The sequence below is a fragment of the Ruegeria sp. HKCCE3926 genome, assembly GCF_017872515.1.
GTDB lineage: Bacteria > Pseudomonadota > Alphaproteobacteria > Rhodobacterales > Rhodobacteraceae > Ruegeria.
Genome location: NZ_JAEDOU010000016.1, coordinates 11,924 through 29,672, shown reverse-complemented (window position 1 = coordinate 29,672; position 17,749 = coordinate 11,924). Strand labels below are relative to the sequence as shown.

The following is a 17,749-nucleotide window of genomic DNA, read 5'->3' as shown; positions in this document are numbered from 1 at the left end:
AGCGTAACCGCCGCTTCCGCCGCGTCCCAGCGCCTCAGCAGCGCCGGTGAAGGGGTATTTACGGATTAGGCCTGAGACCTGCAACCCCCATTTTCAAAAAACTTTGCATTTCGCATCGATTTCTTGTGTTTGTTAATTAAAACAGTAAGTTACATTAACAAATCAAGATCTTCAGACCGCCTGGAACGTGCGGATATCCCAGGAAGGAACCCCAAAACTTGCCCTTGCGGGGGAATCGAGGGGTTCGGCAGACAGAAACGATCTGCAAAACCTTTCTGCACCTTGCGTACAGCCCGGATCTGACCATCAAGAAAAGGCTGGGTTACGCAAATACTGACTTTGGGTCACAGTTGTTTTTTTGCTCCATTAACGCACTCTCACCGGGAAGGTGGTAACCCTGCCCGACCAGTCAAAGAAACGAAAACGCCGCAAGAGGTGCGCAAGACAGCATGGATTTCGATTATATCATCGTAGGCGGCGGTTCGGCCGGATCGGTTCTGGCCAACCGCCTGAGCGAAGATCCATCCACAAGTGTTTGCCTGCTTGAAGCAGGTGGCGGTGGGAAAAGCCTTTTCGTCAGAATGCCTGCGGCTGTTGTTACCGCACTTCCGGGGCGTCCCAGAATCAACAACTGGGCCTTTGAAACGGTCCCGCAGCCCGGTCTGAAGGGGCGCAGAGGATATCAACCGCGCGGCAAGGCACTCGGCGGCTCGAGCGCGATCAACGCCATGTTGTATGTAAGAGGTCAGCGGCAGGACTATGATGGCTGGGCCGATCTGGGCTGCGACGGCTGGGACTGGGACAGTGTATTGCCTTACTTCAAACGGGCCGAGAACAATGAGCTTGGCGCCGACAGCGTGCATGGTGACAGCGGGCCGTTGCAGGTTTCACGGCAAAAAGAGCCTCGTCCAATCACCCATGCGTTCATTCAAGCCGCACAGCAGTTGCAACACCGCCATACCGAAGACTTCAACCGGGGCGACAACGAAGGCGTCGGTCTATATCAGGTTACCCAGTTTCACGACCCGGCAAAGAATGGGGAACGGTGTTCCGCGGCAGCTGGTTTTCTTTTCCCGGTTTCCGACCGACCGAACCTGACGGTCATCACGCATGCACATGCAAGAAGGCTGTGCTTTGAGGGCAAGCGCGCAACGGGCGTTGTATACCGGGTGAGAGGCAAGGGCGCAGACATCACCATTCGGGCGAAACGCGAAGTCCTGCTGTGCGCAGGGGCCTTGAAAACGCCGCAACTGCTTCAGGTTTCAGGTGTTGGCGCAAAAAGCGACCTTGATCCGCACGGAATCGCGGTTCACCACGAGCTGCCTGGCGTGGGACGAAACTTGCAGGATCATCTGGATTTCGCGTTGATCTTCAAAACCACAGACACCGACAATTTTGGTATCGGCCCGGCAGGGGCAGCGCGGTTGTTGCGACATATTCAACGGTGGAGCAAGACGGGCGTCTCGATGGCGGCTACGCCATTTGCCGAAGGCGCAGCGTTTCTGAAAACCACCCCCGATCTGGAGCGTCCCGACATTCAGCTGCATTTCACCATCGCTATGGTCGATGACCATGCCCGCAAACTGCATTACGGGTACGGGTATAGTTGCCATGTTTGCAAGCTGCGGCCGGAAAGTCGGGGGGCCGTAGGCCTGAACAGCGCAGACCCCACGGCGGCGCCCGCCATCGATCCGGCGTTTCTGTCGGACAAACGCGATCTGGAAACCATGATCAAAGGAGCGCGAATGGCGCGGGATATCCTCAACGCGCCGGCTTTGGCCAAGTACCGGCACAAAGAGCTTTTCGGCACTGATACCGCCCAGACCGATCAGGATTGGGAGGAGCACATCCGCGCCCGCGCCGACACGATCTATCACCCCGTGGGCACCTGCAAAATGGGCGCGGACGAAATGGCGGTCGTCGACCCCCAGCTTCGCGTGCGCGGGCTTGAAGGCCTGCGGGTCGTCGATGCCTCGGTGATGCCGACATTGGTGTCGGGCAATACAAACGCACCCACCATCATGATTGCCGAAAAAGCGGCGGACATGATCAAAGCGGCGGCGATGTAAAGACGCTACTTGCCTTTCATCAGGGCTTCCAGCCCGACACGGTAATTGGGATAGATCAGATCAATACCCAGTTCTTCCTTGATCCGGTCGTTTCGAACCCGCTTGTTTTCGTTGTAGAAACTGCGCGCCATCGGCGTCAGATCGGCGTCGTCGAACCGGACCGCAGGAGGCAGGGGCAAACCCTGCAACTCGGCTGCGTATCCTATGACATCCTGCGGCGGGACCGGTTCATCGTCACATACATTGTAGATGCTTCCCGGATTCGGCTTCATCATCGAGGCTTCGAGGATCTGCGCGATGTCTTCCACATGAATGCGCGAAAACACCTGCCCCGGTTTGATAATGCGCCGCAATCCACCACGCTTGAGCTTGGAAAACGGACCGCGCCCCGGCCCATAGATACCCGCCAGACGGAAGATATGAACAGGCAGGCCCGGAATGGCCGACCATTGCTCCTCGGCCAGCATACGCCATCTTCCGCGCTTGGCGGTCGGTGTGGGCGGCGTGTCCTCATCCACCCAGCCACCCTGATGGTCGCCATAGACGGCCGTTGTCGACAAGTAGCCCACCCAATCGAACTGACCGGACCGCTTGGCGATTTCATCGCCCAGCACCGCCAACACTGGATCACCCGCTTCATCTGGCGCCGTCGAGATCAGCAAATGGGTCACCCCATCAAGGTTCGGTGCCTCACCCGGCCAGATCAGCGACTCGGCGCCAGAGGCCCGGATTGCATCCGTCCCTTCACGGTCTCGCGTCGTGCCAAAAATTTTCCAGCCCTTCGGGGCAAGGTTTCGGGACAGGGCCTGGGCAGAATAGCCATGGCCGAATGAAAAGAGCGTCTTGGTCATGCCCCTTTGATGATCTGCGTCGTACCGGGATGCAAGCGCCGCATGGACGCACTTGAATCGAATCTTCGATTGCGCCTTTCTGTTGGCCATGAGCAAAAAAACACCTGACCTGCATTCGGCCTATGCGCTGAGTTCTCCGGACGAGAACAGACAGCTCTATGCGGAATGGGCAGGAGATTATGATGACGGTTTCGCCGCGCGCGAAGATTATCAGCTTCACACCCACACGGCACGGGCATTTGTCGGCGCGGGCGGTCAGGGGCCCGTTCTGGATGTCGGAGCAGGAACCGGCCTGTGCGGCGCGGTGCTGTCGGTGCTTGGCGTCGGACCCATTGATGCAACCGACATCAGCGCAGAGATGCTGGATCAGGCGATGCGCAAGGATATTTACCGGGACGCGATCGAGGCTGATCTGACACAGGGCATCCCCGTTCCGCGCCACAGCTATTCTGGCATAGTTTCATCCGGCACGTTCACACATGGTCATTTGGGCCCCGAGGTGTTGCCCGCGCTGTTACGCGTGGCCCGGCACGGGGCGCAGTTTGCCCTTTCGATCAATGCGCGCCATTTCAAGGAACTGGGTTTTGCTGACGCTTTCCGTGAATTGGAACAGGATCAGATTCGCAACCTGACCCTGCCCGAAGTCCGCATATACGGAGATCTCGCGGCTGGCCCCAACAAGGATGACACCGCTTTGATCGCTTTGTTTGAACGGGTTTGAAACCGGTTATTCGGATACAATCAGGCCACCCGCCTCGACCATGCGCATCGCTTTGCCTCAGGTCGCGTAGTCCGAACTTTCAGAATCAAGGATCGCTTTGATCTCACGCAGGTGCGCTTCGGCCTGATCGGGATAGTCGTCCAGCTCTTGCGCTGTTTTTTCGGCAATCTCATCCGACAAGACGCGCAGGGGCAGCCCGGTCTGCAAGGCACGAATATAGGTTTCGGCCGCGCGTTCGAAATAATACAGCCTGTTGAAGGCATCCGCAGGGTCGCTGCCGATGACCAGAACACCGTGATTGCCCATGATCATGACCTTCTTCCTGGGATCGGACAGCATCCCGGCGCAGCGCTCACCCTCGCTTTCAAAGGCCAGACCTCCGAATTCTTCATCTACCACGTAACGGTTGTAAAAGGTCGCCGTGTTCTGATCGATCGGCGGCAATGAACTGTCGGCCAAAGAGGCCAGAACAGTCGCAAAGATCGAATGCACATGCATGACGCAACGCGCATGCGGGCACTGGCGGTGGATTGAACCGTGCAGCCCCCAGGCCGTCGGGTCCGGCGCGCCAGGTTGTTCCATCACATTCGGGTCATTGGCATCCAGCAACAATAGATCCGAAGCACGAATGCGCGCAAAGTGCACCTGATTGGGGTTCATCAGAAATTGCGTGCCGTCATCGTTGACCGCCAGGCTGAAATGGTTGGCAACCGCCTCATGCATGTTCAGCCGGGCAGTCCAGCGGAAGGTGGCGGCCATATCCACGCGCTCGGACCAATGGTCGATATTGGGACGAAGACTGGTGAGGCTCATGCTTGGCTCCTTTCGCGGCTGGTCGTGGCCAAACCTGCATGGGGCCTGGCAGTTTGACCAACGAAAAAAACGCAACTATCCCATTAGCTGAACTTATGCCGAGGTTATGTAGATGCAGAACTCGCTTCCTCCGCTGGGCTGGTTGCGCACTTTCGAAGCCGCCGCGCGCCATCTCTCGTTTACCGGCGCGGCACGAGACCTGAACATGACGCAAAGCGCCGTCAGCCAGCAGATTAAATCTCTGGAAGGGCATCTGGGGCAGCCACTGTTTCTGCGCCGCCCCAAAGCTCTGGAACTGACCGAGGCCGGAATCACCTATCTGCCAGTCGTGCGAGAGGCTTTCCGGACACTGATGCGCGGAACCCGGGCGGTTACCGGTGCGCAACCAAACGCGGTTCAAGTGCAATGCAACATCAGCTTTGCCGTCAACTGGCTGGCCCCGCGCCTGCCGGCATTTCGGGCGGAACATCCACATGTTCAATTGAACGTCTTCACCGAGCTTTGGGAACCGCGCGAAATGGCCGAAGGCGCAGCGGTCGAGATTCGGTTTTCGCTTCGTCCGTCCGACACGGTCCGAACCGAAATTCTGCGCACCGAACACTATTATCCGGTCTGCGCACCAGACTATCCGGTATGCTTGGAAAACCTCCAGGAACAGCCACTGTTCGACTGCTCCAACTTGCTGTCCAACTGGCCAAGCTGGGCGGAAGATCAGGGTCTGAATTGGGAAAATCCGTCGATAACCTACGCGACGACCTATCTGGTTTGCCTGTCAGCGGTCATGGCTGGCGGTGGTCTTTGCCTGGCACATGACACGATCGCCAGTCATCTGATCAAGCGCGGTCAGCTGGTCGCGCCGTTCAAGCACCGTGCGCGAATGCCCGAGTCCTACTATCTGCTGCTGTCCCCGCAGGCCGAGGACACACCCGGCGCTGTGGCCTTTGCCAACTGGGTGCGGCGTGAGATCGGGTCTGAGGTGTAATGGGAAACGCAATCGCAAGAACAAAAGACGTGCCCAACATGTATGAGGAATCCCCAACATCGAAGAACCGGGGTTGCACCCGCTGACGCATTCGTGAAAGTTGAGCCATGGAATACACACCTTTCCCAAGCTGGCCCGATGTCGCCCCCAAATTGATCGCAGTTGCAGCCGGACGCGAGGCGGCGGACATGGTCATTCAGGGCGGAACCTGGGTGAACGTACACAGCCGCGAATTGCTGCCGGATCATTCTGTGGCGATTGTTGCCGGGCGCATAGCATTCGTCGGACCGGATGCCTCGCATTGCGTGGGGCCGGATACGGAAATCATCGAAGCACAAGGGCGCTACATTCTGCCCGGCTTGTGTGATGCGCATATGCATATCGAATCCGGGATGCTCACCCCAGCCGAATTCGCCCGTGCCGTCATCCCGCATGGAACGACCAGCATGTTCACCGATCCGCATGAGATCGCCAATGTGCTGGGTCTGGACGGCGTGCGCATGATGCATGACGAAGCCATGATGCAACCGGTCAATATTTTCACTCAGATGCCATCCTGCGCACCATCCGCACCGGGGTTGGAGACGACAGGCTATGAAATCACGCCCGAAGACGTGGCCGAGGCAATGAACTGGCCGGGTATCATCGGGCTGGGCGAGATGATGAATTTCCCGGGCGTGATCCACGGCGATCCCAAGATGCTGGCCGAGATTGCAGCCACTCAACGGGCCGGGAAAACGGTCGGAGGGCACTATGCTTCGCCTGATTTAGGGCCTGATTTTGCGGCTTACGTGGCGGGTGGCCCGGCGGATGATCACGAAGGCACGTGCGAGGCCGACGCCATTGCACGGGTTCGGCAGGGGATGCGCTCGATGATGCGTCTGGGATCGGCTTGGTATGATGTGGAAAGCCAGATTACGGCCGTGACAGAAAAAGGGCTGGATCCGCGCAACTTCATTCTTTGTACAGATGACTGTCATTCCGGCACATTGGTGAATGACGGGCATATGAACCGCGTCGTGCGCCATGCCATTGCTTGCGGATGCGACCCCCTGGTCGCGCTGCAAATGGCCACGATCAACACGGCAACGCATTTCGGGCTGGAACGCGAGATCGGTTCCGTTACTCCGGGGCGGCGGGCGGATATCATCCTCAGCTCGGATCTAGCCGAACTGCCGGTTGAGATGGTGATAGCCCGCGGGCAGGTTGTCGCGGAAAACGGTGCAATCAAAGTGGATTGTCCACATCTGAACTGGCCCGAAAAATCGCGCCATACCGTTCATCTGGGGCATGCGCTGACGTCGGCCGATTTTGAGATCAAGGCACCGGAAGGGGCCAACAAAGTTCAGGCCAACGTCATCGGCGTGGTGGAAAACCAGGCCCCGACCAAGGCGTTGAAGGCCGAATTGCCGATCATTGGCGGGCTGGTCGAGGGCGAAGGCGAGGTGTGCCAGATCGCGCTGGTCGAGCGGCACCGGGCCACCGGGGGCGTCACCAACGCTTTTGTTTCGGGCTTTGGCTATCAGGGAAAAATGGCCATGGCCTCGACCGTGGCGCATGACAGTCATCACATGATCGTCGTCGGTACGGACCGCGATCAGATGGCGCTGGCCGCCAACCGTCTGGCCGAAGTGGGCGGTGGCATCACCTTGTTCCGGGACGGGCAGGAACTGGCGCTGGTCGAACTGCCGATCGCAGGCCTGATGTCCGACAGTCCCGCCGCCGAAGTCGCGGCCAAGGCCGACAGGATGGTGCAGGCGATGCAGGACTGCGGCTGTCATCTGAACAACGCGTACATGCAGCATTCATTGCTGGCGCTGGTCGTGATTCCCGAGCTTCGAATATCGGATCTCGGGTTGGTCGACGTACGCACATTCGAAAAAATAGAACTTCTGGAACCATTGGCATGACGACACTCCTGACACCACAAGCACCCGCGCCAGAACAGTTTACCGATCCCGCCGCCGCTGTCGCCCGGTTGGAAGAGCTGTACGTGCAGGCGACCAATTTCCTGTGCGACAGCTTTGCGGACGCCATGGAAAATGGGGCACCTGCCGCACGATTCAGAGCCTATTATCCGGAAATTCGCATCAGAACCTCGACCTATTCCCAAGTCGACAGCCGCCTGAGCTTTGGCCATGTGTCTGAACCTGGTGTTCATGCCACGACGGTGACGCGCCCGGATCTGTTCAGATCCTACCTGACCCAACAGATTGCCCTGTTAATCAAGAACCATGGTCAGCCTGTGACAATTGCGGCGTCGGACACACCGATTCCGGTGCATTTTGCCGTGGCAAACAATCCCGATCTGGTCGTGCCTCATCAGGGCGCAGCCGACTTCACCCTGCGCGATGTGTTTGATGTTCCGGACCTGACAACCACCAATGATGACATCGTCAATGGCGTGCATGTCCATGAGGATGCTGTTGGGCCCTTGTCCCTTTTCACCGCCCAGCGCGTGGATTATTCGCTTGCCAGATTGGCGCACTACACCGCCACCGATGCAGGTCACTTTCAGAATCACGTGTTGTTTACGAACTACCAGTTCTATGTCTCGGAATTCGAAAACTACGCCCGAGAACAATTGGCGGACCCTGCCAGCGGCTATACCAGCTTTGTTTCAACCGGCAATGCCGAAATCACGGACCCCAAAGCACCTATCGAACAACCGTTGAAACTGCCGCAAATGCCGACCTATCACCTGAAGCGCAAAGATGGTTCGGGGATTACTTTGGTGAACATCGGTGTTGGCCCATCCAATGCAAAAACCGCCACCGACCATATCGCCGTTCTGCGCCCGCACGCGTGGCTGATGGTTGGCCATTGCGCCGGGTTGCGCAATACGCAGGCATTGGGCGATTTCGTTCTGGCCCACGCCTATCTGCGCGAGGACAAGGTCCTGGATGACGATCTGCCCGTCTGGGTGCCGATCCCGCCTCTGGCAGAAGTTCAGGTGGCGCTGGAACACGCCGTGGCCGAGGTGACGGAACTGGAAGGGTATGAGCTTAAACGGATCATGCGGACGGGCACTGTTGCCTCGGTCGACAACCGAAACTGGGAATTGCGTGATCAGTCCGGCCCGGTCCAGCGACTCAGCCAATCCCGGGCAATCGCGCTGGATATGGAAAGTGCCACCATTGCCGCGAACGGCTATCGGTTCCGCGTTCCGTATGGCACTTTACTGTGCGTGTCGGACAAACCCCTGCACGGAGAATTGAAGCTGCCGGGCATGGCGTCTTCGTTCTATACCACTCAGGTCAGCCGACATCTGGCCATCGGCATCAAAGCGATGGAGCATCTGCGCGGCATGCCGTTGGAGCGTTTGCACAGCCGGAAACTGCGCTCCTTCGACGAAACGGCCTTCCTCTGACGCAAAAAAGCAACGTTTTCCCCATATTTTTAGGGGTTTCAGCGCTACTATTCGTTGTGTTTGGCCACAATATCCCGTTACAGTTACGCGGTGAGGCCCTATAGATCGGGCACGTTAAGGAGACCAAGAAATGGCAAAGCCTATGACAAAGACTCAGCTGGTTGCTGCTCTCGCTGAGGAAATGGGAACCGACAAGAAATCCGCAAACTCTGCGCTGGAGGCCATCACCGGCCTGATTACCCGCGAAGTTTCGGCCGGTGGCGCAGTGACCCTGCCCGGCGTCGGCAAAATCTACTGCCGCGAGCGGCCCGAGCGTCAGGTCCGCAACCCGGCCACTGGTGAAACCTTCACCAAGGAAGCCGACAAGGTTGTGAAAATGACCATCGCCAAGGCACTGAAAGACAGCGTAAACGGCTGATTTCAACTTTTTAGCCAACGATAAAGGGCCGCCTTTGGGGGGCTCTTTTTTCTATCGTCTTGAATATTCTGTGCCTGCGGGTTTTGAACCCGTTTCGCACAACATATTTCGGCCCGGTATTCGCCACCAAGGTGAGAATGCGCCTTCAAGGGCAGCCATTGACCTGAACCTGGGTCAGAGAACTGGCAAAATCTTGCCATGGTGTTTGCGGGCCTCTTTTCAAGACTTGTCTGATCACCTTACAACTTCGTCAGTCTTCGAACCGGCAATGAAATATCTTGCAAAACAGCGTCTGTAAAAAGAAAACAACTTGGCCGCGCTTGTCCGGCAGCGCCCGTTCCGCGATTGCGGTGGGTCTTATCACTCTTGTCTCTGCCTGCGCGCAAAACACCACCAATGCGAATCTCGACCCTGAACGCCAGTTGATGGCGCTGCAAGAGGTCTCGAAAAAGCGGGCCAGAGGTCAAAGAGTATGGTGCGTGCCCTACGCCCGAGACCTCAGCGGTATTGAAATTCGCGGCAATGCGAAAGACTGGTGGGGACGGGCGCAGCAAGTGTTTGAGCGCGGCAAGGAACCGGTTGTTGGTGCGGTTATGTCGTTTCGGGCGACCCGAGGAATGCCCCTGGGCCATGTGGCCGTCGTATCCGATATCGTCACCGACCGGGAAGTCATCGTGAATCATGCCAACTGGCACCGAAACAAGGTGTCGTTGAAGATGGGCGTCAGGGACGTCTCCAAAAACAATGACTGGACGTTGGTTCGGGTTGAAAGCCAACCGGGCCACTACGGCAATCCCTACCCGGTAAACGGGTTCATCTATCCGGCGGTTGACGAATAGCCTTGCCCAACTTCATTTCACGGGCGAGTTGATCGCAGCGCGGGCAACATTCCTTTTGATCGTACCGTAAAGGCAGCCGCCGCCCGGGTTGGGATGTCGCGCGGTTGAAAAGCCCGCAGATTGTCCAAAGCTGCGATATTGTCGGTAAAAATAGAAACGGGCACTAGAGGTGCCCGTTTCTGTTCCGTGTCTCTGTTCCGGTCAGTGGACCGTTTCAACCTTGTGGAAGTCCAGATCACGATCTTCTGGCATCGAGTCGATGCTCAATACCTCTTGGCGTTTGGTGATCAGGATATAGACGACGCAAGCCAGATACAGTCCAACCACGACTGCTCCGATCCACTGGATTTGCAGCCATTGGCTTTGGAACAACAGGGTCAGGACAAACAGCAGTGCGACGTTGCCCGCCACGTAGATCGCCTTTCCGAACCGCTCGACGGTCAGGTTCAGGTTGTCTGTGTACAGACGGATCAGCGAGTCCAATGAGTTGATCACGAACGTCACACCCACGATCACCATCGCAATGTTGGTGATGCCAGCGGTACTGATGTCGTTCAGGTGGTAATAGTAAAGAACGGTGAACCAGATCCCCAGCGGGATCGACGGGAAGATCAACAGCGCCGCCAGCAACTGCCACGTGGTCAGGCCACCCACAAAGCGCGACGTAAACTGTCCGATCATGATCGACCATGCAAACCACCAGAACAGGTAGAACGCGTGATAGTCGGTCAATGGCAGGACGAACTTGTGCAGGTTGGCGAAATAGGCGCCGATATTTCTGCCGGTTTCCACAAACCCGGTCACGCCCATACCTGCGGCTGCCCACATGCCCAGAATCAGGGCAAGGAACAAAAAGGTCGAACCGACGGACAGGATGCGAACGTATTTCAGATCGGTCGAGGAATAGGCCGCCGCCAGAATGACGACAAACACGATGATGTAGAAGGTGGTAACGACGGATTCACCATCGCCGACCTCGGGCAGATAGCCGGGCAGGTAGATCAGGAACAGGCTGGCGGTGAAGGCACAGGTGCCAATGATCACCACGTTGTTGATCAGCTTGACCAGCGGGATCTCAAAGAACTTCACGCGGGGTTCGATCACGCAGAAGTAGAAGGCCGTCAGGAAATAGAAGGCCCAGATCAGAAAACCCCAGAATCCGAACTCGATCGCCAGCGGGTTGGCAAAGGCATAGGCCGGGTCATCGGCGTATCCTCCGAATTCGGTCAGTGGAAACATGATCAGGCCGACATCCAGGCCGGATGTGAACAGAATCGCGATGAACGTGAACAGATGAACCGGTGTCACGCCGACACAGCGCAGGTTCCACCATTTCACGACGAAGAAAGCGACCAGCCCCAATGCCAGCAGGACGCCGAACGATAGAATGTACTCCAGAAGCACCGACAAACCTCCCTTGATATGTCAGGTCCTGCCGCCGATATCTTTAATTGGCTGGTCAATCAATATAAACATGCGCAAGACTTTTCTTGCATCACGCATGTGTCTTTTTTGACGCGCACCGCTTGCGACCGATCCCAAAATCAGGAACAGTCCGCGCAAAGTGACAGGGGGTCTCCATGGATCTGCGCGCCATAACCATGGGGCTGACATTTGCCCTGATCTGGTCATCTGCCTTTACCTCGGCGCGTATTATCGTGGCGGATGCGTCCCCCCTGTTTTCGCTGGCCTTGAGGTTTCTGATCTCTGGTGTTCTGGGGGTCATGATTGCCCGCGCGATGGGGCAAAGCTGGCACCTGACCCGAAACCAGTGGCGCGCAACGATATTGTTCGGGATCTGCCAAAATGCCCTGTATTTGGGTCTAAATTTTTATGCGATGCAAACGGTCGAGGCTTCGGTCGCGGCCATAATCGCATCCACCATGCCCTTGTTGGTGGCGCTGGCGGGGTGGTTGATTTTCGGCGAAAAGCTGCGGCCACTGGGTGTTTTGGGTCTGTTCGCCGGTTTCGCCGGAGTCGCCCTTATCATGAGCAGCCGGATCAGCGCGGGCGTTGATATGTTCGGCGTCGCGCTTTGCGGTGTGGGTGCTCTTGCCTTGACCTTCGCAACGTTGGCCGTTCGCGGTGCAACATCCGGCGGGAATTTCATGATGGTCGTTGGCCTGCAGATGCTGGTTGGTTCAGCCGCGCTGTTTGCGGCTGCTCCGGTCTTTGAAACCATTTACATCCACCCGACGTTGCCACTGGCGCTGGCCTTTACCTACACAACCCTTTTCCCCGGTTTGCTGGCGACATTGATCTGGTTCCTGCTGTTGGACCGGATCGGAGCCGTACGAGCCGCCACCTTCCACTTTTTGAACCCCGTATTCGGGGTCACCATCGCGGCGATCCTGCTGGGCGAGAAACTCGGCGCCATGGATGCGGTTGGCGTCACCGTTACAACCCTTGGCATTCTTGCGGTTCAGCTTTCACGCCAACCCGTTCAAGGCAGCAAGGCCTCGACCTGAGACAGCAGTTTGCGGGAATCGGGTTTGACATTTGACCCGAAGGTCGCTGCGACCTCACCCTCAGAATTGATCAGGATCTTGTTGAAGTTCCACTTGGGCGTGAACCCGGTCTGCGCGGCAACGGCCTTGTAGAACGGGTGAGCGTCAGCCCCTTTGACCGGAGTGATATCCGTCATCGGCAGGGTCAGCCCATAGTTCATCTCGCAGAACTGTTTCACCTCTTCCGCGGACCCAAGTTCCTGATTGAACGAATCCGACGGAACCGCAAGAACGACCAGCCCTTTGCCGGAATAGTCCTCATGCACCTTTTGCAGAGCCTTGTATTGCCCGGTAAACCCACACTGGGACGCGGTGTTGACCACCAGGATGGGTTGGCCGCGCCACTCTTCGATGGCCAATGTGCCTCCGTCGATCGAGTCGAACTCACCGGTCAGCGGCGCCGCCTGAACGGCGCGGCCCAGCAAGATCAGGGCAGTCAAAAGCAGCAATCTCATCATGTCTTGTCCTCCCTTTTATTCAGATACGCGTGACTTTGTTGTTCAGATCACTTGCACGACTGCGAGAGCGGTTTGAAATATCGCTTTGCTTTCCACCCCGCAGCCCCCAGATAATGGCGCAAACACTATTTCAGCCGGAGGATCCATGACTCGCTATACCAAAGACCCCACGGCCATTGCTGCGCTTTCGCCCGAAGAGTTTCACGTCACCCAGCGCAGTGGTACGGAACGTCCGGGCACCGGGAAATACCTGAACAACAAGGAACCCGGCATTTATGTGGATATCGTATCGGGTGAACCGCTGTTTGCCTCGACCCACAAATACGAATCCGGGTGCGGCTGGCCCAGTTTCACCAAGCCGATCGCGCACGAACATGTCGAAGAGTTCCGCGATACCACGCATGGCATGATCCGGACCGAGGTTCGTTCGAAACACGGCGACAGCCACCTGGGGCATGTCTTCCCGGACGGTCCGCGTGAACATGGCGGTTTGCGGTACTGCATCAACTCTGCCTCGCTTCGGTTCATTCATCGGGATGAGATGGAAGCCGAAGGTTATGGCGAATACCTGATTCATGTGGAGGATATCTGATGACCGAGCAACGCGCTGTACTGGCCGGGGGCTGCTTCTGGGGGATGCAGGACCTGATCCGCAAACTGCCGGGCGTGTCGCGTACGCGTGTCGGCTATACCGGCGGTGACGTACCCAACGCGACCTATCGCAATCACGGCACCCACGCGGAAGGGATCGAGATCTGGTTCGATCCGTCTCGGATCAGCTATCGCGACCTGCTGGAATTCTTCTTTCAGATCCATGACCCGACCACGGTCAACCGTCAGGGCAACGATATCGGCATGAGCTATCGATCCGCGATCTACTACGTGGATGACACCCAGAAACAGGTGGCCTTGGACACCATCGCCGACGTAAATGCCAGCGGCTTGTGGCCCGGAAAAGTCGTGACCGAGGTCGAACCTGTCGGAGACTTCTGGGAAGCCGAGCCAGAGCATCAGGATTATCTGGAGCGGATTCCGAACGGCTATACCTGCCACTTCCCGCGTCAGGATTGGGTCCTGCCCAAACGCGACGCTGCAGAATGACAAAAAAGGCGGCGCAAGTTGTTACGCCGCCTTTTCTTCTACTCATAGATCGGGGCTGTGCCCGATCCTTTTACCAATCTGATACCATTTAAGGCATCTGATTTATTACGATAACCTTCGCTCGAATCTGCAATCGTAAGGTGATTTGCGGCCTTGAGTGTCCACCGCCAATCTTTGGATCGATCTTGATATAGTTCAAAGTACATAACAGTACCCTCAATTTGCACAGCACAGAGTTGCGCATTTTCAAGAATGCTGCTTTGCGCTTGACCGATCACACCAGAACATGTGAATCTTCAAGTGTGTTTAGCGACACGGTCCGTTGCAACGCAGCGGCTAGCGCTCGGGAATCCCCGGGCGCTTCCATTTTATCCACAGCAGTCTTCGGAGTCGAATCTAAATTTTGATATATGATCTACAAATTGTGGTAACCAGAAATGTGGCTGCTATAAATTGTGCCTATCCCACTGCCACCCTTGGTCGTCCGCTTGCCTCGACCGTAATCATGGCTTCGACAAACACATCCTTGGCTTCGACCCGCGCCGTTTTGATATCGCGATCAACAATCACCCGAATATCTTCCGCGCCAGCTTCTCTGACTGCACTCTCGGCTTCGAATTTCAGCACCCGTTCCAACAACGCTAGCGCTTCATCCGATGCTGAAAAATCCTGAGGGCCGTCCTCCAGATGCACGCGATACCGGCCCTCGGTCGGGGATGTAACCGTACCTGAGCGCCGCAAGGTCAATCGCCCCACGACAGCACCAATCGCATTGGCCACGCCCGCATGTTCCGGCAGGATCATTCGGCAATGCAACCGCTCACCCACCGCAGGGTAATAGCTGGGGGCCGACGCCCCAAGGCCAACCACATCCACATTCAAAGCAGCGCTCAGCGACAGCAACCCACGGTGTTGTGCCAACCCACGCTGTGTCAGCACATGACGCGCCAAATCATGCGAAGGCAGACCAAAACCAACCTGCTCTTCGTCAAAAGCAGCCTCTAACAAAGTCAAACTGGTCTGCTCTGTCAATTGGTCCACGATCATCTGGGCCAGCGCTTCGGGAGAGCTTGCCAACATATCCCCTGACCCGACCCGTTTGCGTGCCATCAGTTCCAATGCCTTTCGCGCCGCATCGACATCCCAGGCTTGAACCCGCCCCAACACGTGGCTGGCATCAGATGGCGTAACCCCCGACACCTGGATGATTCCGCGATCGACCAGACGCATCAACGCCCCGTTCTCCATCCGCGTCCGCAGCAACGCGCTCAGGGGCAGAACGCGATCTCCCAGCCTCTCCAGCAGGCTTTCTTCCCGCGCACCGACTCCTTCGGCATGGATGCCGGGCACGCGGCGGGCAAAGCGCGTATCATGCTCGCCCACGGTCGTGGCCCGCAATTGTTCATCCAGTACTGAATGCACAACGTCGGGTGCTTCTGATGCGATCAGCGAAACGGGCAACACGCGACGCGGGCCCAGGAACACACCGCCCCGCAACCCTTCGGCCACAACATGCACTTGGCTGTCACCGCCCAGACCGTGGGTTCGCATCGCCACGGCTTCGACCATGGTGCGAAACCCACCCACCTGCGCCCCGGCCGGATCGATCGCGGGCTTTCCGTCCCGGATAAGCGCCACATCAGTGGTCGTTCCCCCGATGTCCGAGACCAGCGCATTGTCCGCTCCGGTAAGCCATCGCGCCCCGACGATAGAAGCCGCAGGCCCGCTCAGAATAGTCTCGATCGGCCGTTCCCGGGCCTGTTCCGCGCTCATCAGGGCGCCATCGCCGCGCACCACCATCATCGGCGCCGAAATTCCCAGCGCATGCAGTTGATCCTGTGCACGCCCGATCAATCGGTCGATCATCCCGATCAGCCGCGCATTCAGCACAGCCGTCACCGCGCGTTTCGGACCATTGAGCTTGGCGGACAAGTGATGCGAACAGGTCACCGGCGCCCCGGTCCTTTCCGAGATTATGCGCGCCGCTTCCAACTCATGCACCGGGTTGCGGGTGGCGAACTGAGCAGCAACCGCGAATCCGGAAATTCCCTTATGCGAATCCAAAAAGGCCTCAAGCGCTGCGACATCCAAAGCGGCAGCTTGCCCACCGGAATGGGTATGCCCACCGGCAATCACCAGGGCCGGATCGCCCTTCAGCGCCTCTTTCAGCCCGTGTTTTTCAAGATCACTGTCCTTGAACCCGATATAGATCAACGCGACACGGCCACCCTGCCCCTCGACCAGAGCATTCGTGGCCAGCGTCGTCGACAATGACGCCATCGAGATCTGATCCGGCGTGACCTGCGCCTCTGCCAGCACAGACGAGATCGCCTTGCCCACACCAATCGCCAGATCCGCCCGAGTGGTCAGCGACTTGGCCGAGGCGATGACCTCTTTCTCATCCCTGATCAACACCGCGTCGGTATAGGTCCCGCCCGTATCTACCCCCAAAGACAACGTCATCGGGTCCTCCTGTCTGTTCGCTGTGGATGGGTTTAGCGGTTATGCACGACACGTCCAGCCTGTTTGCGGCAATTATGACAGTTGTTCCACCGCCCAGCGCGCCGCCTCTGCCACGGTCTCATCCGGGTCCTCCAACAGACGCTGAGCCACTGTTTTCAGTTTTGGCTGTCCCGAGTTTCCAATGGCATACAGAACATTGCGCACGAACCGGTCCCGGCCGATACGTTTGATCGGCGAGCCCGAAAACTTTGCGCGAAAAGCGGCATCGTCCAGCGCCGCCAGTTCTTCCAAGCCGGGCGCTTTCAGATCGTCACGGGCGGCATAGCGCATATCGCTCGCTGCGACGGCAAACTTGTTCCATGGACAGGCCGCCAGACAATCGTCGCAGCCATAGATCCGATTGCCCAACTTACCGCGCAGCTCATGGTCCACCGGGCCCTTATGTTCAATGGTCAGATATGAAATGCACCGTCGTGCATCCAGTTGATACGGGGCCGGAAACGCATCGGTCGGGCAGCTGTCCAGACAGGCGCGGCACGACCCGCAATGATCGATCTCTGAATTGTCTGTCGGCAGGTCCAGAGTAGTGAAAACAGACCCTATAAAGGCCCAATTTCCCCATTCGCGGCTTACAAGATTGGTGTGCTTGCCCTGCCACCCCAATCCGGCGGCATATCCCAGCGCCTTCTCGGGAACTGGCGCGGTATCGACAAATACTTTCACCTCGCCTCCGGCTTCGGCAATCAGCCATCGCGCCAACCGCTTCAGCCGCTTCTTGACAAGATCATGATAGTCCTTGTTCTGCGCATAGACGGAAATTGCACCACGATCCGGGTGATTCAAGATCTCCGTCGGGTCATGTTCCGGCGTATAGCTTTCGGCCAACATGACCACCGATTGCGCCGCGGGCCAAAGGGCGGCAGGATCGCCACGCCAATGCGTGCGCTCGGCCATCCATCCCATTTGCCCGTGGTACCCGGCGTCCAGATAGGCCCGCAAGCGTTTCGGCACCTGTGGAACATCCCAAGGGCGGCACACGCGACAGGCAACAAACCCCTCTGCCTGGGCTTGTTGCACCAGCTTTTCCTTAAGATCCGATCCGCTCTTCATCTGGCCAAAAATATCCTCGGGGGGAATCGCGCCCATGGCGCGATGGG

Annotated in this window: 17 protein-coding genes; 10 read left to right on the top strand and 7 right to left on the bottom strand. The window is 57.6% G+C overall.

Annotation, left to right across the window (positions count from 1 at the left end):
* The first annotated feature begins 449 nt into the window (after positions 1–449).
* Positions 450–2,069 carry a choline dehydrogenase gene (locus I9184_RS20700; RefSeq protein WP_209835606.1) on the top strand — a complete coding sequence of 540 codons (1,620 nt, stop codon included), beginning with the start codon at positions 450–452 and terminating at the stop codon, positions 2,067–2,069.
* A gap of 5 nt (positions 2,070–2,074) precedes the next feature.
* Here the strand turns inward: I9184_RS20700 and I9184_RS20695 are convergent, their stop codons facing one another.
* Entirely contained in the window at positions 2,075–2,920 is an 846-nt protein-coding gene (locus tag I9184_RS20695; RefSeq protein WP_171635245.1) for an SDR family oxidoreductase, read from the bottom strand.
* Between the two features lie 88 nt (positions 2,921–3,008).
* Here I9184_RS20695 and I9184_RS20690 point away from each other — a divergent pair, with 88 nt between their 5' ends.
* On the top strand, positions 3,009–3,641 hold the full coding sequence (locus I9184_RS20690; RefSeq protein ID WP_209835605.1) for a class I SAM-dependent methyltransferase: 633 nt from the start codon (positions 3,009–3,011) through the stop codon (positions 3,639–3,641).
* 57 nt (positions 3,642–3,698) lie between these two features.
* Here the strand turns inward: I9184_RS20690 and I9184_RS20685 are convergent, their stop codons facing one another.
* Positions 3,699–4,454 carry a class II aldolase and adducin N-terminal domain-containing protein gene (locus tag I9184_RS20685; RefSeq protein ID WP_209835604.1) on the bottom strand — a complete coding sequence of 252 codons (756 nt, stop codon included), beginning with the start codon at positions 4,452–4,454 and terminating at the stop codon, positions 3,699–3,701.
* A gap of 112 nt (positions 4,455–4,566) precedes the next feature.
* On the opposite strand from I9184_RS20685, the gene I9184_RS20680 reads away from it, so the two are divergent.
* The 5 genes from I9184_RS20680 (at position 4,567) to I9184_RS21180 (ending at position 10,063) form a co-directional block, all read left to right on the top strand.
* A complete protein-coding gene (locus I9184_RS20680; RefSeq protein WP_209835603.1) occupies positions 4,567–5,436 on the top strand; it encodes a LysR substrate-binding domain-containing protein in 870 nt (289 codons plus the stop codon).
* Positions 5,437–5,543: 107 nt separating this feature from the next.
* Positions 5,544–7,346, top strand: coding sequence for an adenine deaminase (gene ade, locus I9184_RS20675; protein WP_209835602.1), 1,803 nt, complete (start codon positions 5,544–5,546; stop codon positions 7,344–7,346).
* On the top strand, positions 7,343–8,806 hold the full coding sequence (locus I9184_RS20670; protein WP_171635253.1) for an AMP nucleosidase: 1,464 nt from the start codon (positions 7,343–7,345) through the stop codon (positions 8,804–8,806). Before ade ends, I9184_RS20670 begins: the two co-directional genes overlap by 4 nt.
* 130 nt (positions 8,807–8,936) lie before the next feature.
* Positions 8,937–9,224, top strand: coding sequence for an HU family DNA-binding protein (locus I9184_RS20665; protein ID WP_117871130.1), 288 nt, complete (start codon positions 8,937–8,939; stop codon positions 9,222–9,224).
* Between the two features lie 479 nt (positions 9,225–9,703).
* Positions 9,704–10,063 carry a CHAP domain-containing protein gene (locus I9184_RS21180; RefSeq protein ID WP_348539561.1) on the top strand — a complete coding sequence of 120 codons (360 nt, stop codon included), beginning with the start codon at positions 9,704–9,706 and terminating at the stop codon, positions 10,061–10,063.
* Between the two features lie 201 nt (positions 10,064–10,264).
* Here I9184_RS21180 and I9184_RS20655 read toward each other — a convergent pair whose 3' ends face one another.
* A complete protein-coding gene (locus I9184_RS20655; protein WP_171635777.1) occupies positions 10,265–11,461 on the bottom strand; it encodes a BCCT family transporter in 1,197 nt (398 codons plus the stop codon).
* Between the two features lie 182 nt (positions 11,462–11,643).
* Between I9184_RS20655 and I9184_RS20650 the strand changes: the two genes are divergently transcribed.
* The gene (locus I9184_RS20650) at positions 11,644–12,531 is read left to right on the top strand and encodes a DMT family transporter (protein ID WP_171635254.1); all 888 of its coding nucleotides are present in this window, start codon (positions 11,644–11,646) and stop codon (positions 12,529–12,531) included.
* On the opposite strand, the gene I9184_RS20645 is transcribed toward I9184_RS20650, so the two are convergent.
* Positions 12,507–13,028 carry a glutathione peroxidase gene (locus I9184_RS20645; RefSeq protein WP_209835601.1) on the bottom strand — a complete coding sequence of 174 codons (522 nt, stop codon included), beginning with the start codon at positions 13,026–13,028 and terminating at the stop codon, positions 12,507–12,509. The genes I9184_RS20650 and I9184_RS20645 overlap by 25 nt on opposite strands.
* A gap of 145 nt (positions 13,029–13,173) precedes the next feature.
* On the opposite strand from I9184_RS20645, the gene msrB reads away from it, so the two are divergent.
* Positions 13,174–13,620: a peptide-methionine (R)-S-oxide reductase MsrB gene (gene msrB / locus I9184_RS20640; RefSeq protein WP_209835600.1), complete on the top strand. Its 447-nt coding sequence runs from the start codon at positions 13,174–13,176 to the stop codon at positions 13,618–13,620.
* Positions 13,620–14,129 carry a peptide-methionine (S)-S-oxide reductase MsrA gene (gene msrA, locus I9184_RS20635; RefSeq protein WP_209835599.1) on the top strand — a complete coding sequence of 170 codons (510 nt, stop codon included), beginning with the start codon at positions 13,620–13,622 and terminating at the stop codon, positions 14,127–14,129. Before msrB ends, msrA begins: the two co-directional genes overlap by 1 nt.
* 38 nt (positions 14,130–14,167) lie before the next feature.
* Here msrA and I9184_RS20630 read toward each other — a convergent pair whose 3' ends face one another.
* The 3 genes from I9184_RS20630 to queG form a co-directional block, all read right to left on the bottom strand.
* Positions 14,168–14,335: a DUF1508 domain-containing protein gene (locus I9184_RS20630; protein ID WP_209835607.1), complete on the bottom strand. Its 168-nt coding sequence runs from the start codon at positions 14,333–14,335 to the stop codon at positions 14,168–14,170.
* Positions 14,336–14,588: 253 nt separating this feature from the next.
* Positions 14,589–16,592, bottom strand: coding sequence for a hydantoinase/oxoprolinase family protein (locus tag I9184_RS20625; protein ID WP_209835598.1), 2,004 nt, complete (start codon positions 16,590–16,592; stop codon positions 14,589–14,591).
* Positions 16,593–16,664: 72 nt separating this feature from the next.
* Positions 16,665–17,702, bottom strand: coding sequence for a tRNA epoxyqueuosine(34) reductase QueG (gene queG, locus I9184_RS20620; RefSeq protein WP_171635259.1), 1,038 nt, complete (start codon positions 17,700–17,702; stop codon positions 16,665–16,667).
* Positions 17,703–17,749: the final 47 nt, after the last annotated feature.